This window comes from Luteimonas sp. 100069 (assembly GCF_003813845.1).
Classification (GTDB): domain Bacteria; phylum Pseudomonadota; class Gammaproteobacteria; order Xanthomonadales; family Xanthomonadaceae; genus Luteimonas; species Luteimonas chenhongjianii.
In genome coordinates, this window is the sequence record NZ_RPFN01000004.1 from 318,919 (window position 1) to 341,210 (window position 22,292).

20 protein-coding genes are annotated in these 22,292 nt (G+C 68.0%); 11 read left to right on the top strand and 9 right to left on the bottom strand.

Going from position 1 to position 22,292, the window contains the following annotated elements; translation table 11 throughout:
* Positions 1 to 124: 124 nt before the first annotated feature.
* Both azu and EGK76_RS10465 read left to right on the top strand, forming a co-directional pair.
* Positions 125 to 580: an azurin gene (azu, locus tag EGK76_RS10460; protein ID WP_123832563.1), complete on the top strand. Its 456-nt coding sequence runs from the start codon at positions 125 to 127 to the stop codon at positions 578 to 580.
* Positions 580 to 2,712 carry a TonB-dependent receptor gene (locus EGK76_RS10465; RefSeq protein WP_123832564.1) on the top strand — a complete coding sequence of 711 codons (2,133 nt, stop codon included), beginning with the start codon at positions 580 to 582 and terminating at the stop codon, positions 2,710 to 2,712. Before azu ends, EGK76_RS10465 begins: the two co-directional genes overlap by 1 nt.
* 150 nt (positions 2,713 to 2,862) lie before the next feature.
* Here EGK76_RS10465 and phhA read toward each other — a convergent pair whose 3' ends face one another.
* Positions 2,863 to 3,765, bottom strand: coding sequence for a phenylalanine 4-monooxygenase (gene phhA / locus EGK76_RS10470; RefSeq protein ID WP_096296772.1), 903 nt, complete (start codon positions 3,763 to 3,765; stop codon positions 2,863 to 2,865).
* A 127-nt stretch (positions 3,766 to 3,892) separates the two neighbouring features.
* Between phhA and EGK76_RS10475 the strand changes: the two genes are divergently transcribed.
* The 6 genes from EGK76_RS10475 (at position 3,893) to EGK76_RS10500 (ending at position 9,547) form a co-directional block, all read left to right on the top strand.
* Positions 3,893 to 4,363, top strand: coding sequence for an Lrp/AsnC family transcriptional regulator (locus EGK76_RS10475; protein WP_096296771.1), 471 nt, complete (start codon positions 3,893 to 3,895; stop codon positions 4,361 to 4,363).
* A gap of 160 nt (positions 4,364 to 4,523) precedes the next feature.
* Positions 4,524 to 5,933: a type I glutamate--ammonia ligase gene (gene glnA / locus EGK76_RS10480; RefSeq protein ID WP_096296770.1), complete on the top strand. Its 1,410-nt coding sequence runs from the start codon at positions 4,524 to 4,526 to the stop codon at positions 5,931 to 5,933.
* 278 nt (positions 5,934 to 6,211) lie between these two features.
* Complete coding sequence (locus tag EGK76_RS10485) at positions 6,212 to 6,916, top strand: TorF family putative porin (protein ID WP_157745219.1); 705 nt, start codon at positions 6,212 to 6,214, stop codon at positions 6,914 to 6,916.
* Positions 6,917 to 6,940: 24 nt separating this feature from the next.
* The gene (locus EGK76_RS10490) at positions 6,941 to 7,279 is read left to right on the top strand and encodes a P-II family nitrogen regulator (protein ID WP_123832566.1); all 339 of its coding nucleotides are present in this window, start codon (positions 6,941 to 6,943) and stop codon (positions 7,277 to 7,279) included.
* Positions 7,280 to 7,295: 16 nt separating this feature from the next.
* The gene (locus EGK76_RS10495) at positions 7,296 to 8,672 is read left to right on the top strand and encodes an ammonium transporter (RefSeq protein WP_096296767.1); all 1,377 of its coding nucleotides are present in this window, start codon (positions 7,296 to 7,298) and stop codon (positions 8,670 to 8,672) included.
* Between the two features lie 122 nt (positions 8,673 to 8,794).
* A complete protein-coding gene (locus tag EGK76_RS10500) occupies positions 8,795 to 9,547 on the top strand; it encodes an N-acetylmuramoyl-L-alanine amidase (protein ID WP_096296766.1) in 753 nt (250 codons plus the stop codon).
* Between the two features lie 178 nt (positions 9,548 to 9,725).
* Here EGK76_RS10500 and EGK76_RS10505 read toward each other — a convergent pair whose 3' ends face one another.
* From EGK76_RS10505 to EGK76_RS10535, 7 genes are all read right to left on the bottom strand, one after another.
* On the bottom strand, positions 9,726 to 11,957 hold the full coding sequence (locus EGK76_RS10505; RefSeq protein WP_123832567.1) for an NADP-dependent isocitrate dehydrogenase: 2,232 nt from the start codon (positions 11,955 to 11,957) through the stop codon (positions 9,726 to 9,728).
* A gap of 271 nt (positions 11,958 to 12,228) precedes the next feature.
* Positions 12,229 to 12,696 (bottom strand): hypothetical protein, encoded by a 468-nt coding sequence (locus tag EGK76_RS10510; protein WP_096296764.1) that lies wholly within the window; start codon positions 12,694 to 12,696, stop codon positions 12,229 to 12,231.
* A gap of 25 nt (positions 12,697 to 12,721) precedes the next feature.
* A complete protein-coding gene (locus EGK76_RS10515) occupies positions 12,722 to 12,919 on the bottom strand; it encodes a LysM peptidoglycan-binding domain-containing protein (protein WP_123832568.1) in 198 nt (65 codons plus the stop codon).
* 76 nt (positions 12,920 to 12,995) lie between these two features.
* A complete protein-coding gene (queF, locus tag EGK76_RS10520; RefSeq protein ID WP_096296762.1) occupies positions 12,996 to 13,835 on the bottom strand; it encodes an NADPH-dependent 7-cyano-7-deazaguanine reductase QueF in 840 nt (279 codons plus the stop codon).
* Positions 13,836 to 13,988: 153 nt separating this feature from the next.
* Entirely contained in the window at positions 13,989 to 15,302 is a 1,314-nt protein-coding gene (locus tag EGK76_RS10525) for a M20 family metallopeptidase (RefSeq protein ID WP_123832569.1), read from the bottom strand.
* 94 nt (positions 15,303 to 15,396) lie between these two features.
* Positions 15,397 to 15,711, bottom strand: coding sequence for a DUF4156 domain-containing protein (locus tag EGK76_RS10530; protein ID WP_096296760.1), 315 nt, complete (start codon positions 15,709 to 15,711; stop codon positions 15,397 to 15,399).
* A gap of 74 nt (positions 15,712 to 15,785) precedes the next feature.
* Positions 15,786 to 18,665: a pitrilysin family protein gene (locus EGK76_RS10535; RefSeq protein ID WP_123832570.1), complete on the bottom strand. Its 2,880-nt coding sequence runs from the start codon at positions 18,663 to 18,665 to the stop codon at positions 15,786 to 15,788.
* 282 nt (positions 18,666 to 18,947) lie between these two features.
* Between EGK76_RS10535 and EGK76_RS10540 the strand changes: the two genes are divergently transcribed.
* The 3 genes from EGK76_RS10540 (at position 18,948) to EGK76_RS10550 (ending at position 20,971) form a co-directional block, all read left to right on the top strand.
* Complete coding sequence (locus EGK76_RS10540; RefSeq protein ID WP_123832571.1) at positions 18,948 to 19,652, top strand: SDR family oxidoreductase; 705 nt, start codon at positions 18,948 to 18,950, stop codon at positions 19,650 to 19,652.
* Between the two features lie 34 nt (positions 19,653 to 19,686).
* Positions 19,687 to 20,154: a tRNA (cytidine(34)-2'-O)-methyltransferase gene (locus EGK76_RS10545; RefSeq protein ID WP_123832572.1), complete on the top strand. Its 468-nt coding sequence runs from the start codon at positions 19,687 to 19,689 to the stop codon at positions 20,152 to 20,154.
* Between the two features lie 241 nt (positions 20,155 to 20,395).
* Positions 20,396 to 20,971, top strand: a complete 576-nt coding sequence (locus EGK76_RS10550; protein ID WP_123832573.1) for a diffusible signal factor-reguated Ax21 faimly protein — start codon at positions 20,396 to 20,398, stop codon at positions 20,969 to 20,971.
* 309 nt (positions 20,972 to 21,280) lie between these two features.
* Here the strand turns inward: EGK76_RS10550 and EGK76_RS10555 are convergent, their stop codons facing one another.
* The gene (locus tag EGK76_RS10555) at positions 21,281 to 22,291 is read right to left on the bottom strand and encodes an NAD(P)H-dependent glycerol-3-phosphate dehydrogenase (protein WP_123832574.1); all 1,011 of its coding nucleotides are present in this window, start codon (positions 22,289 to 22,291) and stop codon (positions 21,281 to 21,283) included.
* Position 22,292 lies beyond the last annotated feature (1 nt).

Genomic DNA, 22,292 nt, shown 5'->3' on the forward strand with positions numbered 1-22,292 from the left:
ACGCGTCCGGCAGCAACCATCGGATCGTTCCTGCGACATTCCGTCCCGGGTCATTCACGCCGGCCTTTGCGACAATACGCGGCGTGATGTGTCGCATCACAACCCGCTTTCCCCCGGAGATGTCATGCCGAACCGCGCCTTGCGCGGCGCGCTTGCGCTGCTGCTGCTGTTGCCCGCCACCGGCGCCCTCGCCCGTACCTGCGATCTGTCGATCGGCAGCGACGATGCGATGCGTTTCGACACGTCCGAGCTGCGCGTCGCCGCCGACTGCACCCAGGTGCGACTGACCCTGCGTCACACCGGCCGGCAGAAGGCGGCGGCGATGGGCCACAACTGGGTGCTGACCCGCACCGCCGACTATCGCCCGGTCGCGATTGCCGGTGGTCGCGGCAGCCTGGCCCACAGCTATCTGCCACCGGGCGACGGGCGCGTCATCGCGCACACCCGTGTCATCGGCGGCGGCGAATCGACGACGGTCACTTTCCCCACCGCCGGCCTGACCCGCGGCGGCGACTACACCTTCTTCTGTTCCTTCCCGGGCCACTGGAATGTGATGCGCGGCAAGCTGGTGTTCGGTTGATGGGTGTGGCCCCCACTGCGCTTGCGTCGGCGCTGTCGCTGATCCTGCTGTCGCCCGGGTTCGCCCGTGCCCAGGCGACGACCGCTGCCCCCGTCACGCTCGATCGCGTGCGCGTGGATGCGACGCGTCTTCGCGGCGTCAGCGATTTCGACACGCCGGCCTCGGTCGACGCGATCCGGCTCGACGACGCCGACAGCAGTCGCGCCGGCACCGTCGCGTCGGAACCGCTGGCAGGCGTCCCGGGCCTGCTCGCCCGCGACCGGCAGAACCATGCGCAGGACACGCAGCTTTCGATCCGCGGCTTTGGTGCGCGCTCCACTTTCGGCGTGCGCGGCGTACGCCTGTTCGCCGATGGCATTCCGGCGTCGATGCCCGACGGCCAGGGCCAGCTCTCGCATTTCAGCCTGGTCGGCGGCGATCGTATCGAGATCATGCGCGGACCGTTCTCGGCGTTGTACGGCAATTCCTCGGGCGGCGTCGTGCAGTTGTGGAGCGCCGATGGCGCGCCGGGTGATCCGTGGCGGCTCAAGGCCAGCCATGGGCGCGACGACACCACCAGCCTGTCGGCGCAACTGCTCGGCGGGTCGGAGACGCTCGGCTACAACCTCGCGCTGTCGCGCTTCGACACCGATGGCTGGCGCGACCACAGCGCTGCGCGCCGCGATTCGGCCAACGCGAAGCTGCGCCTGGATTTCGGTGACCGGCGCCGGCTGGACGTGGTTGCCAACCATGTGGACATCGACGCCCAGGATCCGCTTGGCCTGACCGCCGCGCAGGTCCGCGAGAACCCGCGCCAGGTCGCAGATGTCGCGCGCCAGTTCGATACGCGCAAGACCGTGCGCCAGACCCAGGTCGGCGCGGTTTACGAGCATGGGATCGGCGAGGCGCACACGCTGCGCGCGATGGCTTACGGCGGCGAGCGCGCTGTGGTGCAGTACCTGCCCATTCCCGCCTCGGCGCAGGCCAATCCACTGAACTCCGGTGGCGTGATCGATCTCGACAACCGCTACGGTGGGCTCGACCTGCGCTGGAGCTGGGAAGGTGCGCTGGCCGGGCGTCCGCTGGAGCTCACGGTCGGCGCGAACGGCGACCGCCAGCGCCAGCACCGCCAGGGCTTCGAGAACTTCATCGGCGAGACGCTCGGCGTGCGCGGCCGGCTGCGGCGCGACGAGCGCAATACGGTCGAGAACCTGGACCAGTTCGCGCAGGCCTACTGGGCATTCGCGCCGCGCTGGTCGCTGCTCGCCGGCGTGCGCCACAGCGAGGTCGAATTCACCTCACGCGATGCCTTTGTGACCGCGACCAATCCCGACGACAGCGGCCGCGTCACGTTCCGGCAGACGTCGCCGGTCGCAGGTGTCACGTTCGCGCCCGACGACGATCTGCGCGTGTACCTGTCGGCGGGTCGCGGTTTCGAGACGCCGACCTTCAACGAGCTCGGCTACCGCGCCGACGGCGGCGCCGGCTTCGCATTCGATCTGGCGCCGGCGGTCAGCGACAACCTCGAACTCGGCGCCAAGTGGCGTGCGGATTCGGGCGCGACCGTCAATGCCGCCCTGTTCCGCGCCGACACCGATGACGAACTCGCCGTCGCCCGCAACGTCGGCGGCCGCAGCAGCTTCCAGAACATCGGCCGCGCGCGCCGCCAGGGCGCGGAGCTCTCGCTGCGCCAGCCCCTGGGCGAGGCGTTCGACCTCAGCGTCGCGGCGACCTGGCTCGATGCGACCTTCCGCGATGCCTACCTGGTCTGTACCGGTGCGGGTTGCACCGTCCCGTCCACGCCGGTCGCTGCGGGTGCGCGCATTCCCGGCGTGCCTGCGCGGCATATGTACGCGCGACTCGACTGGGCAGGCGGGCCGTGGAGCGCTGCGATCGAGGGCGTGGGCGTGGGGGATGTCGTCGTCGACGATCTGGCGACCGGCCGCGCGGCGGGCTACGCGCTCGTACATCTCGAAGGCGCCCGTCGCTGGCGCTTCGATGCCGGCACGCTGCGCACCTTCGTGCGCGTCGACAACCTGCTCGACCACGCCCATGTGGGCTCGGTGATCGTCAACGAAGGCAATGGCCGCTTCTACGAACCGGGACCGGGGCGAGGCGTCATGGTGGGCGCGCAGTGGAGCTGGAATCGCTGAGGCGACCGGATCGCTGCCCGCTGTCCAGCTGCGGACAGCGACCGCCTGATGCGCTGGATCCCGCGACAGTGCGTCATGCCGGCGCGAGTTCGCGCGTCTCTGCCAAGGCGGAACGGCGGGGTCATCCCTGACGCCGCGGTCCCTTGAAAATCAGACGTCCCCGCCCGCCGTCCAGCCTTCACCGGTGCCGCGATGGAACACGCGGTCCTCGTCGCGCACCGTGCCGGCGCCGATCGTGTCCTGGGTCGCCAGGCGCGCGTAGATCGGAGTGAAGTCGGGACGCGTCGCGTCCATCAGCTGCTCGAAGCTGTCGATGACGAAGTAGGTCTTCTGGTAGGTGTCGATGCGGTAGCGCGTGCGCATGATGCGTTCGAGATCGAAGCCGATGCGGTTGGGTGCATCGGATTCCAGCGAATAGATCGACTCGCCCTTCGACGACACGATGCCGGCGCCGAAGATGTGCAGTCCGTCGTCCTGGCGGATCAGGCCGAACTCGACGGTGTACCAGTACAGCCGGGTGAGGTTCTGCAGCGCGTCCGGGCCGATCCCGTGCGCCTTCACCCCGCCCTTGCCGTAAGCCTCCATGTAATCGGCGAACACCGGATTCATCAGCAGCGGTACATGGCCGAACAGGTCGTGGAACAGGTCGGGTTCTTCGATGTAGTCGATCTGGTCCGGGCGGCGGATCCACCAGGTGACCGGGAAGCGGCGGTTGGCGAGATGGTCGAAGAAATCGAGTTCCGGCAGCAGGCCTTCGACGCCCATCAGCGTCCAGCCGGTCGCAGCCTGCAGGACCTCGTTGAGCTCGACGAACTTCGGAATCGCATCCGGCGTCATGCCCATGGCGTCCTGCGCCTGCAGGAACTCGTTGCAGGCGCGGCCGACCAGCAGCTCCCGCTGCCGGGCGTAGAGCGTGGCCCAGGTGGCGTGGTCGTCGGCGCTGTAGCCGTCCCAGGGCTGTTCGATGATGCCGGTGGCGTAGACCGGCACCTTGCCCTTGTCGGTCTGCAGGTTCTCGACACGGCGCGGCGTATTGGCGGGCTGGGCGGACATGGCGGCTCCGGCAGATGAACGACTCAAGACAATAGCGTCGATGTGGCGCAACAGGGTTGCGTCATTGCGCAGGATGCCGCTACGCGCGCAATATTCGTTTGCTTCCTAGCAATTCAGGACAATATGAATGTCGGGCACCCTTGATCGTACCGATCTGCTGCTGCTGGCCGAACTGCAGCGCAACGGACGCCTGGCCAATACCGATCTGGCCGATCGCGTCCATCTTTCCCCGTCCGCCTGTCTGCGCCGGGTGCAGCGGCTCGAGCGCGAGGGCGTCATCGCCGGCTATCGCGCCGAGGTCAGCGCCGAGCATCTGGGCCTCGGCCTGCAGGCGTTTGTCCGGGTGCAGCTCAAGCACCACGACAGCGCCGCCGTCGCCGGCTTCGCCGGCCTGGTCGACGGCTGGGAAGAGGTGGTGGCCTGCCACGCGCTGACCGGAGACATGGACTACCTGCTCCAGGTGGTGGTGCGCGATCTCGAACACTTTTCGCGTTTCCTGCTTGATCAGCTCCTCAACCAGCCGGCGGTGGCGGACGTGAATTCCAGTTTCGTGCTGCGCACGGTCAAGGCCAACCGCGGGCTTCCGCTGGGGCAATGACGCACCGATTCGGTGCAAAGAGGATTGCCGTGCACCATGCGGGCGCAGCAGACGCCGGTGTAAAACCGGAATCCAGGTTCAAGACTTTGATCCGAAAGGAAAAATAAAGTTGGCACGACCATTGCTTTGATATGGGCACACTTCAACAAGGCATTCCCCGATGTCGATGGACACTGTCGAAAAACTGATCAAGGACAACAAGGTCGAATTCATCGATCTTCGCTTCACTGACATGCGTGGCGTCCAGCACCACGTGACGTATCCCAAGTCGATCATCGAGCCCGGCCTGTTCGAGGACGGCAAGATGTTCGACGGCTCGTCGATCAGCGGCTGGAAGGGCATCCACAACTCCGACATGGTGCTGCTGCCCGACCCGTCGACCGCGTTCGTCGATCCCTTCACCGCCGATCCGACGCTGGTGCTGACCTGCGACATCCTCGATCCGACGACGATGCAGTCCTACGAGCGCGACCCGCGTGGCATCGCCAAGCAGGCCGAGGCGTTCCTGAAATCCAGCGGCATCGCCGACCAGGCGTTCTTCGGCCCCGAGCCCGAATTCTTCATCTTCGACTCGGTGCGCTACGCCAACGAGATGGGCCACACCTTCTTCCACATCGAGTCGGAAGAAGCGCACTGGAATTCGGCCAAGGAATACGAGGGCGGCAACAGCGGCTACCGTCCGGGCATCAAGGGCGGCTACTTCCCGGTTGCGCCGCTCGACTCGCTGCACGATATCCGCGCCGAAATGTGCAAGACGCTCGAGCAGGTCGGTATCGAAGTCGAGGTGCATCACCACGAGGTCGCGAACGCCGGCCAGTGCGAGATCGGCACCCGCTTCAACTCGCTGGTCAAGAAGGCCGACGAGCTGCAGACGATGAAGTACATCATCAAGAACGTCGCCTTCCGCAACGGCAAGACCGCGACCTTCATGCCCAAGCCGATCGTCGGCGACAACGGCAGCGGCATGCACGTACACCAGAGCCTGGCCAAGGGCGGCACCAACCTGTTCACCGGTGACGGCTACGGCGGCCTGAGCCAGACCGCGCTGTGGTACATCGGTGGCATCTTCAAGCACGCCCGCGCGATCAACGCATTCGCCAACGCGTCGACCAACTCCTACAAGCGCCTGGTGCCGGGCTTCGAAGCGCCGGTGATGCTGGCCTACTCGGCATCCAATCGTTCGGCCTCGTGCCGCATCCCGTATGTCGCCAATCCCAAGGCGCGCCGCATCGAGATGCGCTTCCCCGATCCGATGCAGTCCGGCTACCTGACCTTCGCCGCGCTGATGATGGCGGGTCTGGACGGCATCAAGAACCAGATCGATCCGGGCGGCCCGAGCGACAAGGATCTCTACGATCTGCCGCCCGAGGAAGAGAAGAACTTCCCGACCGTCTGCCATTCGCTGGACCAGGCGCTCGACGCGCTCGACAAGGACCGCGACTTCCTCAAGGCCGGCGGCGTGTTCTCCGACGACTTCATCGATGCCTACATCGCCCTGAAGATGAAGGAAGTCACCGCGTTCCGCGGCGCGACCCACCCGCTCGAATACCAGATGTACTACGCGATCTGATGCACCCACGGGGTCGGCCACTGGCCGGCCCCGTTGCGTTTCAGCGTCCGACGGCAGCGCCTCCCTCCCCCACGGTGGGCGGCACCGCCGACAGGCGCCACGCGTCCGGATTCAACCGATGGATGGGACAGCGGCCACACAGGCGCCATAGAGCGTCGGTCGCGGTGACGACCGCCAGGGGGCGGGCCGGCGCCGAACGTTCGGCCTGCGAAAAGACCAACAACAGACGCAGACGCAATGACCGGGGAGGGCTTTTTCATTCATTTGAGGAGCCTGTCATGTCGCCACGCAATCACGCACGCGCCGCCCTGCTGTGCGCAGGGCTGCTGTCCGCCGGTGCCGCCCAGGCGGAGCTCTCCGGCTCGATCACGCTGACCAGCGATTACCTGTTCCGTGGCATCACCCAGACCGACGGCGAACCCGCCCTGCAGGGTGGCGTCGAGTGGGCGCACGAAAGCGGCTTCTATGTCGGCACCTGGGGCAGCAGCATCAGCTGGCTGTCCGATTCCGATCCCGCCATCTCCAGCCAGCTCGAACTCGACGGCTATGCCGGCTTCCGCGGGGACTTCGGCGACAGCGGCGTCGGCTGGGACGTCGGCGCCGTGCATTACTGGTATCCGGGCAGTTATCCCGCCGGCTTCAACAAGGCCGACACCACCGAGCTCTACGCGGGGGTGAGCTGGAACATCCTCGGTGCGAAGTACTCGTACGCCGTCACCGATCTGTTCGGCATTCCCGACTCGGACGGCAGCAGCCACCTCGAGGTCGACATCGGCTGGGAGTTCGCACCCGGCTGGACGCTGGGCGGCGTCGTGGGCAAGCAGTGGGTGGCCGGCAGCGCAGGCACTGCGACGTATGCCTACTGGTCGGTGGGCGTCGGCAGAGCGTTCGACAACGGCTTCGATATCGCCCTCGACTTCAACGACAACGACCTGATCGGTCCCGACGACACCATCACCCTCGCCGTCACCAAGTCGTTCTGACGCGGTGCGCATCTGGAGAGCCACATGAAACTGATCATCGCGATCATCCGCCCGTTCAAGCTCGACGAAGTCCGCGAGGCGCTCGGGGATGCGGGCGTCAACGGCCTGACCGTCACCGAGGTCAAGGGCTTCGGCCGTCAGAAGGGCCACACCGAGCTCTATCGCGGCGCCGAATACGTCGTCGACTTCCTGCCCAAGCTGAAGATCGAATGCGCCGTCGCCGACGAGGTGTTCGAGGCCGCGATTGAGGCAATCACCGCAGCGGCGGCCACCGGCAAGGTCGGCGACGGCAAGGTGTTCGTCATCGCGCTGGACCAGGTCCTGCGCATCCGCACCGGCGAAATCGGCGCCGACGCGCTCTAACCCCCACGGAGGCTCCATGAAGACGATCGAAATCCGCGGGTGGAAAACCCGTATGCAGCTGCTGCTTCAGATGCTGGTGTGTGCGTGCGCGATGTTGGGTGTGGCAGGCGGCGCCTTTGCGCAGGACCTGCCCGCCGTCGAAGCCGCAGCGGTGGTGCTGGAGACGACCGGGGCGGTGACCTTCGACAGCGGCAATGTGGCCTGGATGCTCACCTCCACCCTGCTGGTGCTGCTGATGGTGGTGCCGGGCCTTGCCCTGTTCTACGGCGGCATGGTGCGCGCCAAGAACGTGCTCTCGGTCATCATGCAGGTGCTGGTGGTGTTCTCCGTGGTGATCATCCTCTGGGTGGCCTATGGCTACAGCGCGGCGTTCACCGAGGGCAACGCGTTCTTCGGCTCCTTCACCGAAAAGGCGTTCCTGCGCGGCATCACCGCGGAGACGGATGCCGGAGGCCTCCCGGAATTCCTGTTCATCGCTTTCCAGTCGACGTTCGCCGGCATCACCACCGCGCTGGTCGTCGGCTCGTTTGCCGAGCGCATCAAGTTCGCGGCGGTGCTGCTGTTCTCCATCCTGTGGGTGACGTTCGCCTATCTGCCGATGGTGCACATGGTCTGGAGCGGTGAGGCGGGCTTCCTCGCGCACAAGGGCGTGATCGATTTTGCCGGCGGCACCGTCGTGCACATCAATGCCGGCGTCGCCGGCCTGGTCGGCGCGTACTTCCTCGGCAAGCGCCTGGGCTACGGACGTGAGGCGATCAAACCGCACAGCGTGCCCTTCACCTTCATCGGGGCGTCGCTGCTGTGGGTGGGCTGGTTCGGCTTCAACGCAGGCTCGGCGCTTGCCGCCGATGCCAGCGCATCGCTGGCCATGCTCAACACCATGGTCGCGACAGCGGCCGGCGTGATCGCCTGGAGCATCGTCGAAGCCTTCACCAAGGGCCGTCCATCGGCGCTCGGCGCGGCCTCGGGCGCGATCGCGGGCCTCGTCGGCATCACGCCGGCAGCCGGCACCGTAGGCCCGATGGGCGCAGTCGTCATCGGTCTGGCCGCCGGTGCACTGTGCGTATGGGGCGTCACCGGACTCAAGCGCATGCTGCGGGTCGACGACAGCCTCGACGTGTTCGGCGTACACGGCATCGGCGGCATCGTCGGCGCGCTGCTGACCGGCGTCTTCAGTGCCCAGTCGCTGGGCGGCACCGAGGTCGATCTCGCGATAGGCGCGCAGGTCTGGGTGCAGCTGGTCAGCGTCGCGTTCACCGTGCTGTGGTGCGCGGTGGTGACTGCGGTCGTGATGCTGATCGTCAGGCTCGTCGTCGGCCTGCGCGTCACCGAAGACCAGGAGCGCGAAGGCCTGGATATCGTGTCGCACGGCGAATCGGCTTACGAGAAGTAAACCGCAACCGGTGTCCGTGATCCTGCGCGGACGCCGGCAACGAGGACGGGCGACGGCCGCGCAGGCCGCCGCCCGCTTCTCTGGCGCTTGTGTCGCCTGCCCTGGCACGTTGCAATGCGTGCATGCCCAAATATCTGCTTGCCGCGCTCGTCGCCCTGCTGCTCTGCGCGTGCGCCCACCAGGCGCCGCGCAATCCGCTCGCCACCTGGGTGCCGTCCGACAACTTCGATCCGCGCCGACCTGTACTGGTCGTGCTGCATTACACCGAGCAGGATTCGGCGCAGCGCAGTCTCGATACCTTGCGGACCGCCAACAGCGGTGGACGCGTCAGCTCGCACTATCTGATCGGCAAGCACGGCGAGCGCTACCAGCTGGTCTCCGACGTGGACCGGGCCTGGCATGCCGGTGCCGGCAGCTGGGGCGCGGTGGCGGACGTCAATTCCGCCTCGATCGGCATCGAGCTCGACAACAACGGTCGCGAACCGTTTTCCGAGCCGCTGCTCGAGAGCCTGCTGGTGCTGCTCGGCGATCTGAAGGCGCGCTGGCGGATTCCGGCCGGAAACTTCATCGCCCACTCCGACCTCGCCCCCGGCCGGAAGATCGATCCGGGCGTGCACTTTCCGTGGAAGCGCCTGGCGCAACACGGTTACGGGGTCTGGCCGCGCGACGATACGCCGCCAGCGCCACCGGGTTTCGATGCGGCCCAGGCACTGCGCACGGTGGGCTACCCGGTCGACGATCTCGACGCGACGTCGCGCGCGTTCCGCTTGCGCTTCCGGGCGCTGGCCGATGGGACCCTGGATGCGGAGGACCATCGGATTCTGTATGCACTGGCGCAGGGGTGGACGATTCCGGCGGATGGGGTGCAGCCGTAGCTTTGCAGTTGCTCCGCTGTTGCCCGCTCCCAACGCCGCCCACGTGATTGCAGACCCTCCGGGTAAGTGGGCTGGTAGAGCCGTGAGGGGAAACCCACGGCAACGGCAACGCAGAGCGAAGCCCACAACGAGACAGGCCCGCCGAAGCGGGCCTGTCGATCACGCACTGCAGTGGGGCTCAGGCCTTGAGCGAATCGATCGCCGCATTGAACGTCGCGCTCGGACGCATTGCCTCACCGACCTTCGCAAGATCGGGGTGGTAGTAACCGCCGATATCCACCGGCTTGCCCTGCGCGCCGTTGAGTTCGCCCAGGATCCTTGCCTCCTGCTCGGTCAGCGTCTTCGCCAGCGGTGCGAACGTCGCCTTGAGCTCGGCATCGTCGTCCTGGTCGGCCAGGGCCTGCGCCCAGTACTGGGCAAGGTAGAAGTGGCTGCCACGATTGTCGAGTTCGCCGACCTTGCGCGCCGGCGAGCGGTTCTCGTCGAGGATGCGGCCATTGGCGACATCAAGCGCGGCAGCGAGCACCCTGGCCTTCGGGCTGTCGTAGGCGTTGCCGAGATGCTCGAGCGACGCGGCCAGCGCGAGGAACTCACCGAGCGAATCCCAGCGCAGGTAGTTTTCCTCGACGAACTGCTGCACGTGCTTGGGCGCGCTGCCGCCCGCACCGGTCTCGAACAGCCCGCCGCCGGCCATCAGCGGCACGATGGAGAGCATCTTGGCGCTGGTGCCAAGTTCCATGATCGGGAACAGATCGGTCAGGTAGTCGCGCAGGACGTTGCCGGTCACCGAGATCGTGTCCTCGCCGCGGCGGATACGCTCGAGCGAGAACCGCGTCGCCTCCACCGGCGGCAGCACGCGCAGATCGAGCCCCGCGGTGTCGTGGTCCTTGAGATAGGTCTTGACCTTGGCGATGACCTGCGCGTCGTGCGCGCGGCTCTTGTCGAGCCAGAACACGGCCGGCGTTCCGGACAGGCGTGCGCGGTTCACGGCGAGCTTCACCCAGTCCTGGATCGCCGCGTCCTTGGTCTGGCACATGCGCCAGATGTCGCCGGCCTCGACCGCATGCTCGAACACGACATTGCCATCCTGATCGGTCACGCGCACGGTGCCGTCGGCGGGGATCTGGAAGGTCTTGTCGTGGCTGCCGTATTCCTCGGCCTTCTGCGCCATCAGGCCGACGTTGGGCACCGAACCCATCGTCGTGGGATCGAGCGCGCCGTGGGCCTTGCAGTCGTCGATGACCGCCTGGAACACATCGGCATAGCAGCGGTCGGGAATGACCGCCTTGGCATCCTGCAGCTTGCCCTGCGCATTCCACATGCCGCCCGAGTCGCGGATCATCGCCGGCATCGAGGCGTCGACGATGACGTCACTCGGGACATGGAGGTTGGTGATGCCCTTGTCCGAATTGACCATCGCCAGCGCCGGGCGCTGCGCGTACAGCGCGTCGATGTCGGCGCGGATCGCCTCCTGCTCATCCTGCGGCAAGGACTTGATGCGCGAGTACAGATCGCCGATGCCGTTGTTGGCATCGAAGCCGATACGGGCCAGCGCATCCGCATGCTTCTCCAGCACGTCGCGATAGAACGCCTGCACCACGACGCCGAACATGATCGGGTCCGACACCTTCATCATCGTCGCCTTGAGGTGCAGCGAGAACAGCACGCCCTGCGCCTTCGCGTCCTCGATCTGCGCCTCGATGAAGCTCGACAGCGCCTTGCGCGACATCACCGCGGCATCGACGATCTCGCCGGCCTGCACCGGCACCGCGTCCTTGAGCACCGTGGTCGCACCGTCCTTGCCGACCAGTTCGATCTTCAGCACACCGGCCTTGTCCAGCGTCGCCGAGCGTTCGCTGCCGTAGAAATCGCCCGCATCCATGTGCGCGACGTGCGACTTCGAGTCGCTCGACCACTTGCCCATGCGGTGCGGATGCTTGCGCGCGTATGCCTTGACCGACTTCGGTGCGCGGCGGTCCGAATTGCCTTCGCGCAGCACCGGGTTCACCGCGCTGCCCTTGGTACGGTCGTAGCGCGCCTTGATGTCGGCTTCTTCGTCGGTCCGGGGTGTGTCCGGGTAATCGGGCAGATTGAAGCCCTGGTCCTGCAGTTCCTTGATCGCGGCCTTGAGCTGCGGCACGGATGCGCTGATGTTGGGCAGCTTGATGATGTTGGCTTCGGGCGTCGTTGCCAGCTCACCGAGTTCGGCCAGATGGTCGCCGATCTTCTGCGCATCGCTCAGACGGTCCGGGAACTGCGCCAGGATGCGGCCGGCCAGCGAGATGTCGCGCGTCTCGACCGCGATGCCGGCCGGTTTGGTGAATGCCTCGACGATCGGCAGCAGCGACTGCGTCGCCAGATACGGTGCTTCGTCGGTGAGCGTGTAGATGATCTTCGGGCTATCGGACATCGGACGTGTCTCGCTTCTTCAGAAAACAGGGGGATGCGGTACCGGCACGCAGGCGGCCATCCAGTGGCCGCATGCGCCCATGCGCGCGCGATGGCGGCGCAGGCCGGTACACGCTGGGGTAGAGCCTTGCGATTGTCGCGCGTTTACCCGGGCCAAGAAAGGCGCCGGCCTGCGAGCGGGACATACGCGACAGCATGCTGCGACACCGTAATCGCACACGAAAAACGCGGCCGGGGCCGCGCTTTTTCATCAGGCATCGCAGGGGTTGGCGCTATTTCACCGAAAACTCGCGCGTCTCCACCACCTTGCCGTCGAGCGACACCTCGAGCTTGTAGTTGCCTGTCGGCCAGCCTGCGGGATGGTGGATGTCGAAGGCGATGACCTGCGGGCCCGCCGCGACGTCGGCTTCGGTGGTGCGCACCAGCTGGCCGTCGCCATAGGTCCAGCGCGCCGCCAGTTTCGCCGCGCTCTCGCCTGCGGTGCCGACGGAGGCGTAGATGGTGTCGGTGGTGGCGAACTCGGAGGCGGGGGTTGCGACCCGGTTCTGATCGTCGACGGCATTGCCCAGTTCCACGCTGGTCACCGTCGCCGGCGCGGGTGGCGCGGGCGGCGGCGGGGGTTCCGGTGCGGTCGCGACCGGTGCCTGCGCAGGGGCCGGCGCATCGCGGTTGCAGCCGGCAAGCAGCGTCACGCCAGCGAGTGCGACGGTCAGGCAGGTCAGGGCGACGGGTCGGGTCATGGCAACTCCTGGAGACGGGGTTCGGTCAGTCGGACGGCAGCTGCAGCACCTGGCCGGCCTGGATGCAATCAGGATCGTCGAGCAGGTCGCGGTTCGCCTCGAACAGCTCGCGCCAGCGGCCCTGGGCGCCGAGCTCGGCTTCGGCGATGCCGGAAAGCGTATCGCCCTTGCGCACGACATAGGTGCGCAGCGACGTGGCGTCGGCATTGCGGGAAAGCGTCATGGCGGGGCCTCGGTCGGATCGACCTGCGAGGCTCCCACTTCCCGCGTTAAGAAACCATCGCGCGGGATCGGCCGTGTTACTGGCGCTCGTCGCGACGCGCGGGCGGCGCGGCATGCGCCGGCGTCGCGCGCCAGGGGTTGATGTCCAGCCCGCCGCGACGCGTATAGCGCGCTTCGACCGACAGCGTTTCGGGATGGCAACGCGCCATCAGATCGACGAACACGCGCTCGACGCACTGTTCGTGGAACTCGGCATGGTCGCGGAACGACACCAGGTAGCGCAGCAGCGAGGCGCGGTCGATGCGCGGTCCGCGATAGGCGATGTGCAGGCTGGCCCAGTCCGGCTGGCCGGTGACCGGGCAGTTGGACTTGAGCAGCGAAGAGGCCAGGCGTTCCTCGACGACCGCATCGCCATCGGCATCGGCCGCGAGCAGCGCCGCATCCGGCGGACCATAGCTGGTGATCTCGATGTCGAGATCGTCGATCGATACCTCCCCGCTCGCGGCGGCGGCCATCGGCGGCAGGCCGTAGCTCACGTCGACTGTTGCGCCGGCGGCCTGCGAGAGGTCGGCCGCGATGCGCGTGCGCACCGCATCGGCATCATCGAAGCGCGTGTGGTTGAGCGAGTTGAGATAGAGCTTGAGCGACTTCGACTCCACCAGCGACGGCGAGTCGCCGGGCACGGTGATCGTTGCCGTCGCCACCACGGGCTTGCCGCGGCCGTCGAGCCAGCCCAGCTCGTAGGCGTGCCAGCGGTCGTGACCGGTGAAAGGCAAGGCCTCGGCGATGCCGAGCTCGGCGCGGCCGAGCGTGCGTGCGATCGGAAACAGCAGACCGGGGTCGTAGTGCCGGGGATAGGCGACCTCGCGGCCGAGCGGAATGGGCGGCGCGGCCGCGGTGTCGAATTCGGAGGACATGCGGCGATTTTAGCGCCGGGTGGCGAACGGGCGCGGAACGAAGGCCGATACGCTCGGCGCTCCGCGGTTCGCCACATCGGTCGACCGCGCCGCGCAGGCCCGCAGGGCCGCTGGACGACGCGCGCTGCGGCATCGACGTCGCAGCGCGGACCCTCAGCCCGCGCCCGCCTCCAGATAATCCAGGCTGACCTGCAGCAACGCCCGCAGGCCCAGGTCCAGGGCCGACTCGTCGAGGTCGAACTGCGGGGAATGGTTGCTCGGCGCCGTCGCCGGATCCTTGCCCGCTGCGGTCGCGCCGACGAAGAAGAACATCGCCGGCACTTCCTTCGCGTAGTACGCGAAATCCTCGGCGCCCATGTTGAGCGGCGTCTCCACCACGTTGCCTGCACCCGCGACGGCCTGCAGGCTCGGCAGCAGGCGCGCGGTCAGGGCCGGATCGTTGACGGTGACCGGGTTGCCGGTGGTGTCGGGCACCTGCGCATCGACCGTCGCGCCATGCGCGGCGGCGACGTGCTCGGCCACGTTCTTCAGGTCCGCGAAGATGTCGTTGCGCACACCTTCGTCGAAGGTGCGGATCGTGCCGACCAGCTCTACCGAGTCGGGAATGATGTTGTAGCGGATGCCGCCCTTGATCGCGCCGAAGGTGACGACCGCCGGCAGCGCGGAGATGTCGGTGCGCCGGCTGACGATGCTCTGCGCGCTGCCGATCAGGTCTGCGGCGGCGACGATCGGATCGATGCCGCCCCACGGCCGCGAGCCATGCGTCTGTCGCCCGGTCACCTTGATCGCGAAGCGGTCCGACGCCGCCATCAGCGGACCGCCACGAACGCCGAGCTGGCCCGCCTGCAGGGTCGAGAACACGTGCAGGCCGAAGATCGCCTCGGGCCTGAAGTCGCGGAACACGCCTTCGGCCAGCATCATCGACGCGCCACCGTCCTCGCCGTCGGGCGGCCCTTCCTCGGCCGGCTGGAACACGAACAGCACCTCGCCGGCCAGCTGCTCGCGCCTGCCGACCAGTGCCTCGGCCACGCCCATCAGGATGGCCACGTGCGCGTCGTGGCCGCAGGCGTGCATGACGCCGGTGGTCTCGCCGCGATAGGTCGCCGTCGCGGTGGAGGCGAACGGCAGTCCGGTCTGCTCGGTGACCGGCAACGCGTCCATGTCGGCGCGCAGCGCAATGCGCGGACCCGGGCGTCCGCCCTTGAGCACCGCGGTCACGCCGGTGTGGGCGACGCCGGTGGTCGGCTCCAGGCCGAGACTGCGCAGATGTTCGGCCACCCTGGCGGCGGTGCGGGTCTCGCGATTGCCCAGTTCGGGATGCTGGTGGAAGTCGCGGCGCCAGTCGACCACCCGGGCCTGCAATGCAGATGCGGCGCTGGCGACTTCGGGCCGTTGCGCCTCCTGCGCGCGTGACAGGGCGGGCAGGGTGGCGCAGGCACACAGCAACGCGACAGCAAGACGATGCATCGGCGGATCCTCGAACCGGAGATCAGCCGATGCTAGTGGATCCCGCGGCGTGCGGGTCGGCCGCTAACGTGCAGCCGAGCCCTTCACCACGCTGTCAGCGACCGCACTGCCAGGCGGCGAAGCGCTGGCTGCCGCCGGCCGGCTCGCCAAGCGGGCTGATCGTATCGGCGCCCAGGCCCGGCGCCTCGTTGCGCGCCAGCGTCTCGAGTTCCTCGCGCACGCGCAGCGCATTGCGGTCGACAAACGCGATGTTGTGCTTGACCGACACCTCGACCTCGCCGCGCTTGCTGCAGTCGGCGGGCGCCGCGCTGACCACGCGCACCGCACTCGCGCCGGGCGACATGTGCACCCAGGTGCACCCCGCCGCGGACAGGGACAACAGCATCACAACAGCCAGGGATTTGCGCATCGGTAACGCTCCGTAGATTTCGAGGGTGGTGCCGCGATGCCCGCCAGTGTGGCGGGCATCGCCTGAGTGGACGATCACCGCTTCGCGCTGGCGACCGGCTTGCCGTCGGCGTCGAGCACCTGCACATCGCCCAATCCCAGCGCGCGCACCGGTGCCTCGATCTGCGAAAGATCGCCGACCACCACCCAGGTCAACGCCCTGGGATCGATGCTGGCCGCCGCGCCGGCAAGGTCGGACACGGTCATCGACTCGATCTCGGCCTTGCGCTGGAACACGTAATCGTCGGGCCGGCCGAAGCGCACGTTGCCGCCGATGGTCGACATCACCGACCACGCCGTCTCGTAGGCACCCGGCAGGCTCAAGGTGTTGATCGCCCGGGCGCGGGCCAGCTCGGCCTCGCTGGGCGGGCGCGTGCCGCTGGCGAAATCCGCGAACTCGCGCTGCATCTCGGCCATGGCTTCGGCGGTCTTGTCGATCTGCACCGGCGCTGACGCCATCCACGGACGCTGGCCCAGCGTGCCGCTCGCCGAGCTGCGCGCGCCATAGGACCAGTGCTTGTCCTCGCGCAGGTTCATGTTGAGACGCGCGGTGAAATCCCCGCCGATCACGGTGTTGGCCATGTCGAAGCGGGTCGAGGCCGGATCGTTGGTCGGCGGGATCACCTGCGCGGCGAAGATGTTGGCCTGCACCGCGCCCGGCTGGTCGATGAGAAACACGCGCGAGGTGGCGGGACGCGCGACCTCGGCCACTTCGACCGGTGCCGGCGCCGGACCGGTGCCGCGCCAGGCACCGAAATGGGTTTCGAGCATCGGCACGATCTCCTCGAGCGTGGTGTCGCCGACCACGATCAGGGTCGCGCCTTCCGGACGCACCCAGTCGCGGTGGAAGGCGAGCAGGTCCTCGCGCCCGAGCTTCGCGATCGAGGCTTCGTCACCGCTGCCGGTGAACGGGATCGCATACGGGTGGCCTTGGCCATAGACCAGCGGCGGCAGCACACGCATCGCCACGCTGGCCGGGCGCGCCTTCTCCTGGGCGATGCCGGCGATCCACGTCGCCTTGATGCGGTCGATCTCCTTCTGCTCGAAGTTCGGACGCTGGAGCATGTCGGCAAACAGCGCCAGCGATCCGTCCAGGTTTTCCTTGAGCGCCGACACGTAGGCATTGCTGCCGTCGAGCGAGGCGCCCGCACCGATGCTCGCGCCCAGCGATTCCACGCGGTCGGCGAACTCGAGCGCGCCCAGGCCGCCGGCGCCCTCGTCGAGCAGGCTCATCGCGAAGCTCGCGGTGCCCGGCGTGCGGCCCTGGTCGGCGGTGTAGCCGCCCTTGAACTCGTAGCTCAGCTGCACGACCGGGATCTCCGGCCGCCGGGCGAGGATCACTTCGGTGCCGTTGGAGAGCATCGCGCGCTGCAGTTCCGGGAACTTCAGCTCGGGGAACTCGCGGGTCTCGGGCACGCCGGTACTGCGGTCGATGCGGCTGCGCGTGGTGGTGAACTTGCGATCCGGCGCGGGCGTCGTCAGCGGCGCCGGGGTCACGGCGGGCTCTTCGGCCAGCGGCGCGCGCGCGCCCGGGACCACGGTGATGGTGTGGCTGCCGACGTCGAGCCATTTCGCGCCGACCGCCTTGACGTCCTCGGCGGTGGTCGCCGCGACATTGGCCAGCGAAGCGCGGAAGCAGCCCGGGTCGCCCTCGTAGACGGTGCATTCGGCCAGCGCGTCGGCCTTGCCGCCGAAGCCACCGATGCGCTCGATGCCACGCACGAAACCGGCGCGGAACGAGGTCTTGGCACGCTCGAGTTCGTCGGCGGTCGGACCTTCGGCGATCAGTCGCTCGAGTTCCTCGTCGATCGCCGCTTCGACCATCGCCGGGTCCACGCCCTGCTTGACGGTCGCGATGATGCCGAAGCTCGAGCCCAGCTGCGACGGCCAGGCGCCGGCGCTGATGTTGTCGACCAGCTTGTCCTCGTGCAGCAGGCGCCGGTCGAGTCGCGAGGCCTTCGCGCCGCCGAGCACGCTCGCCAGCACCTGCAGACGGTCGATGTCGACGCTGCCCAGCTCGGCAACGTTCCACACCCGGTAGATACGCGCCTGCGGCACCTGGTCCTGCATCGTCTCGCGGGTGTCGGCGGGGCGCTTGGCCACGTCGACCTGCGGCTGGGCCATGGTCGGGCCGGCGGGAATGTCACCGAAATACTGCATGGCCTTGCGCCTGGCCGTGGCCAGGTCGATGTCGCCTGCCAGCACCAGCACCGCGTTGTTGGGGCCATACCAGGTGCGGAACCACTGTTTGACATCGTCCAGCGAGGCCGCGTTGAGATCGTTCATCGAGCCGATGACACCGCGGTGGTAGGGGTGGTCCTTCGGATACAGCGAGCGGCTCAGCCGGTCCCAGACCTGGCCGTAGGGCTGGTTCTCGCCCTGGCGCTTCTCGTTCTGGACCACGCCGCGCTGTTCGTCGAGCGCCGCCTGGTCGACCGCGCCGAGCAGGTGGCCCATGCGGTCCGATTCCATCCACAGCGCCATGTCGAGCGCGGTGGTCGGCACGTTCTGGAAGTAGTTGGTGCGGTCGGTATTGGTGGTGCCGTTCTGGTCGGTCACGCCGACCTGCTTGAACGGGTCGAAGAATTCGCCGTCGTGGTGTTCGCTGGCCTGGAACATCAGGTGTTCGAACAGGTGCGCAAAGCCGCTGCGGCCGGCCGGTTCGTCCTTGCTGCCCACGTGGTACCAGATGTTCACCGCGACGATCGGCGCCTTGCGGTCGGTGTGCACCACCACGCGCAGGCCGTTGGGCAGGGTGAACGTCTCGTAGGGAATGTCGACGCCGGCGGTTGCGGCAGGCGGCGCGGCCCAGGCCATCGGCGCGGCACCGATACCGGCCAGGGCGAGCCCGGTGGCCAGCGCGAGCAGGGCCGCGCGCGGACGGGACGGAGCGGTACGGAGACGGTCAGCGGACATGCCGGGCCTTGGAGTGGACGGAATTGGACCCGCATCGTAGCCAGCCGCGGGCCGTACGGCACGGGTCGCAGGTCATGGAGCGGGATCCGCCGACGGTTGCGTGCGTCCGGTTCCGGGGTCTCCACCCGGCCCAGGATGGCGGATGGGGCGCATTCGTCGACGAAGCCGGTTCTGCAGACGCGCTGTACGCGTCCGCCCGGCGCCCGGCAGACCATCGCCCGCCACCCGCCACTCATCAGCGCGCGACTAGCATCGCCCTGTTCCCGATCGAGAGCGCATGCCATGACCCACTGGACCCTCGTCACCGGTGCCAATCGAGGCCTCGGCCTGGAGCTGGTCCGGCAACTGCTTGCCGATGGCGCGCGCGTGGTCGCGACCTGCCGCCAGCCGGGCCGCGCGCAGGCGCTCAATGCCCTGGCCGCCGAGTATCCCGGTCATCTCAAGGTGCTGCCGCTGGATGTCGGCGACGCAGCCTCGCGCGAGGAACTGGCGCGCGAATGGCCGCTGGCGGCCGGCAGGGAGGCGCGGATCGGCCTGCTGGTCAACAACGCGGGCGTGCTGCATGGCGGCGAGCGGTTCGGTGCGCTGACCGAAGAGATCCTCGACGACAGCCTGCGGACCAACGTCGTCGGACCGTTGCTGCTGACCCAGGCGCTGGCGCCGCTGCTCGCCGACGGCGCGTGCGTGGCCAATCTGTCCTCGCAGCTCGGCTCGATCGCCGGCACCACCCGGTTCGGCACCCCGAGCTATGCGATCAGCAAGGCCGCGCTGAACATGGCCACGGTGCAGCTGGCGCATGCGCTGCGCGAGCGCGGCATTGTCGTCGTCGCCCTGCACCCGGGTTGGGTGCGCACCGACATGGGCGGTGCCCAGGCGACCGAGACCCCGGAGGAATCGGTCGCCGGCCTGCGCCGGGTGATCGCGGGCCTGGGCGCGGCCGACAGCGGCCGCTTCCTCGACTGGACCGGCGCGTCCCTGCCCTGGTGACCGACAATGGCCGGCCCGCAGCCCGGCCCGGCCCATGTTCGACGTCATCCTGCATACGCCCGAGATCCCTCCCAATACCGGCAACGTCATCCGGCTGTGCGCCAATACCGGCGCGCGCCTGCACCTGGTACGACCGCTGGGCTTCGACCTCGACGACCGCAACCTGCGCCGCGCCGGCCTCGATTACCACGAATACGCGACGCTGCAGGTGCACGACGATCTCGACGCCGCGCTGAGCGTGATCCGGCCGGCGCGGCTGTTCGCGCTGAGTACGCGCAACAGCCGGTGCTTCGATACGCCGGCGTTCGCGCCGGGTGATGCCTTCCTGTTCGGCTCGGAGACCCGGGGCCTGCCGGCGGAGGTCCTCGAACGCGTGCCCGACGGCCAGCGCCTGCGCCTGCCGATGCGACCCGGCAACCGCAGTCTGAATCTTTCGAATGCGGTGGCCGTGGTGGTGTTCGAGGCCTGGCGGCAGCAGGGATTCGCCGGCGCGGGGGTTTAAGCGCCATCGCCACGTGGTCCGGGCGGCACGATCCTCGCGAAGACGGAAAAATCCTACACTTGCCGGTTCAATATTCAGCGCGGGTTGCAGGGAGCAGCTGAGAATTGATCTCACCGGCCCGGGTGATCTGCTTCGCCCCCTCGAAGCATCCCCTCCCCCCTTCACCCGGGCCGGCATTTTTTCGCATTGTCACAGAATAGAGCCGCGCCCGAAGCAGGCGCCGGCCGGAGATATCCCCCGAATGAAGCGTTTGTCTCTTGCGGTCCTTGCGGCCGCGCTGCCGCTCGCCGGTCATGCCGCCGACGGCCTGTCCTACACCTATCTGGAAGGCGGTTATTCGGCCAGCAAGTCCGATATCGCGCCCCTCGACCGCGACGTCGATTCCGATGGCTGGTCGATCCGTGGCTCCGCCGCGTTCCACCCCAACTTCCATGCTTTTGGCGATTACACCCGCGAAAGCGTGGATCGTAGTCCGCTCGACCGCGATCAGTGGCGTCTGGGCGTGGGCTACAACCACGAAGTCTCGCCGCGCACCGACCTGCTGACACGCGTGGCCTACCAGAAGCTCGACTTCGGCCACGGCATCAACGGTGACGGCTATTCGGTCGAGGTCGGCGCGCGCAGCGTGCTGCTGCCGGCGCTCGAAGGCTACGCACTGGCCGGTTACGACCACCTCGACGACGGATTCGACAGCGACTTCTATGGCCGCCTCGGCGCGCAGTGGAAGTTCACCCCGAACTTCGGCGTGGCTGGCGACGTGAAGCTCATCAAGGGTGGCGACACCCAGTGGTTCATCGGCCCGCGCCTGCGCTGGTAAGCGCCACACCGCGCGCCCCACGGTTTCCGGTCCCCAGCGCTTTCCCGGCGCGTCTCTCTCCCGGAAACCGACCGAACCCGGCCAGCAATGGTCGGGTTTCTTTTTGGGTCGGAGAGGTCGAGGGATTCCAGTCGCAGCTCGCGGCGCCCCCTGTGTTGTCCTTCCCCTCGGGGGAAGGTGCCCGGAGGGAGATGCAGGTGCTTTGGGCGCCTTGGCGAGGCCTCCCCTCACCCCACCATCCGCTTTGCGGATGGTGCCTCCCTCTCCCGGAGGGAGGCGGGCTTTGGTCGGGCCTTCGGCCCGAGCTTCTTATTCGAACTCGGGCTTCTGCTCGCGGGCCATCAACCGGCCCAGAGCTTCGGCCGGGGTGATATCGCCGTGCAGCACCGCGCGGACATTGCTGGAGATCGGCAGTTCGATGCCGTGCCGCTCGGCCAGGCGCATGACCTCGTCGGCGGTCTGCACCGATTCGACCACCTGGCCGATCGCGCGCACCGCGTCCTCGAGCTTCTCGCCGCGGCCCAGCGCCAGGCCCAGCCGGCGGTTGCGCGACAGATCCCCGGAGCAGGTCAGGACCAGGTCGCCGAGACCGGCCAGGCCCATCAGGGTTTCGGCCCGGCCGCCGATCGCGCGGTTGAGCCGCAGCATCTCGTTGAGCCCGCGGGTGATCAGGCCGGTGCGGGCGTTGAGGCCCAGTTCCATGCCGTCGGCCGCGCCGGTGGCCACGGCCAGCACGTTCTTCATCGCGCCGCCGAGTTCGGCGCCGCGCATGTCGGTGCCGGTATAGGCGCGGAAGGTCGGGCCGTGCAGCACGTCGGCCACGGTCTGCGCGAACGCTTCGTCCTCGGACTGCACGGTGATCGCGGTCGGCAGGCCGGAAGCGACCTCCCTGGCGAACGAGGGGCCGGTGACGACGGCCAGGGGCACGTCGCCACCCAGCAGGTCGCCGGCCACTTCATGCAGGAAACGTCCCGAACCCGGCTCGAAACCCTTGGTCGCCCACGACACGCCGACGCCGGCCGTGCGCAGTGGCGCCAGCAGGGCCAGCGTTTCGGTGAACGCATGCGAGGGCACCACGACCAGGATCAGCCCGGCGCCTTCGATGGCGTGGGCCAGGTCGGTGGTCGCGCGCAGGGTGTCGGGCAACGGAATGCCCGGCAGATAACGCGGATTCTCGTGGCGCTGGTCGATCGCCTCGACCTGCGCCGCGTTGCGACCCCACAGCATCGTGGGGTGGCCATTGCGTGCGATCAGCGATGCGAGCGCGGTTCCCCAGGAACCGGCGCCCAGCACCGCGACCGCGGACTTCGGATCGCTCACG

Bases quoted from the DNA above. Each gene is read 5' to 3' on its own strand.
- azu (WP_123832563.1), top strand. From the start codon at position 125: ATGCCGAACCGCGCCTTGCGCGGCGCGCTTGCGCTGCTGCTGCTGTTG.
- EGK76_RS10465 (WP_123832564.1), top strand. From the start codon at position 580: ATGGGTGTGGCCCCCACTGCGCTTGCGTCGGCGCTGTCGCTGATCCTG.
- phhA (WP_096296772.1), bottom strand. From the start codon at position 3,765: ATGTCCGCCCAGCCCGCCAATACGCCGCGCCGTGTCGAGAACCTGCAG.
- EGK76_RS10475 (WP_096296771.1), top strand. From the start codon at position 3,893: ATGTCGGGCACCCTTGATCGTACCGATCTGCTGCTGCTGGCCGAACTG.
- glnA (WP_096296770.1), top strand. From the start codon at position 4,524: ATGTCGATGGACACTGTCGAAAAACTGATCAAGGACAACAAGGTCGAA.
- EGK76_RS10485 (WP_157745219.1), top strand. From the start codon at position 6,212: ATGTCGCCACGCAATCACGCACGCGCCGCCCTGCTGTGCGCAGGGCTG.
- EGK76_RS10490 (WP_123832566.1), top strand. From the start codon at position 6,941: ATGAAACTGATCATCGCGATCATCCGCCCGTTCAAGCTCGACGAAGTC.
- EGK76_RS10495 (WP_096296767.1), top strand. From the start codon at position 7,296: ATGAAGACGATCGAAATCCGCGGGTGGAAAACCCGTATGCAGCTGCTG.
- EGK76_RS10500 (WP_096296766.1), top strand. From the start codon at position 8,795: ATGCCCAAATATCTGCTTGCCGCGCTCGTCGCCCTGCTGCTCTGCGCG.
- EGK76_RS10505 (WP_123832567.1), bottom strand. From the start codon at position 11,957: ATGTCCGATAGCCCGAAGATCATCTACACGCTCACCGACGAAGCACCG.
- EGK76_RS10510 (WP_096296764.1), bottom strand. From the start codon at position 12,696: ATGACCCGACCCGTCGCCCTGACCTGCCTGACCGTCGCACTCGCTGGC.
- EGK76_RS10515 (WP_123832568.1), bottom strand. From the start codon at position 12,919: ATGACGCTTTCCCGCAATGCCGACGCCACGTCGCTGCGCACCTATGTC.
- queF (WP_096296762.1), bottom strand. From the start codon at position 13,835: ATGTCCTCCGAATTCGACACCGCGGCCGCGCCGCCCATTCCGCTCGGC.
- EGK76_RS10525 (WP_123832569.1), bottom strand. From the start codon at position 15,302: ATGCATCGTCTTGCTGTCGCGTTGCTGTGTGCCTGCGCCACCCTGCCC.
- EGK76_RS10530 (WP_096296760.1), bottom strand. From the start codon at position 15,711: ATGCGCAAATCCCTGGCTGTTGTGATGCTGTTGTCCCTGTCCGCGGCG.
- EGK76_RS10535 (WP_123832570.1), bottom strand. From the start codon at position 18,665: ATGTCCGCTGACCGTCTCCGTACCGCTCCGTCCCGTCCGCGCGCGGCC.
- EGK76_RS10540 (WP_123832571.1), top strand. From the start codon at position 18,948: ATGACCCACTGGACCCTCGTCACCGGTGCCAATCGAGGCCTCGGCCTG.
- EGK76_RS10545 (WP_123832572.1), top strand. From the start codon at position 19,687: ATGTTCGACGTCATCCTGCATACGCCCGAGATCCCTCCCAATACCGGC.
- EGK76_RS10550 (WP_123832573.1), top strand. From the start codon at position 20,396: ATGAAGCGTTTGTCTCTTGCGGTCCTTGCGGCCGCGCTGCCGCTCGCC.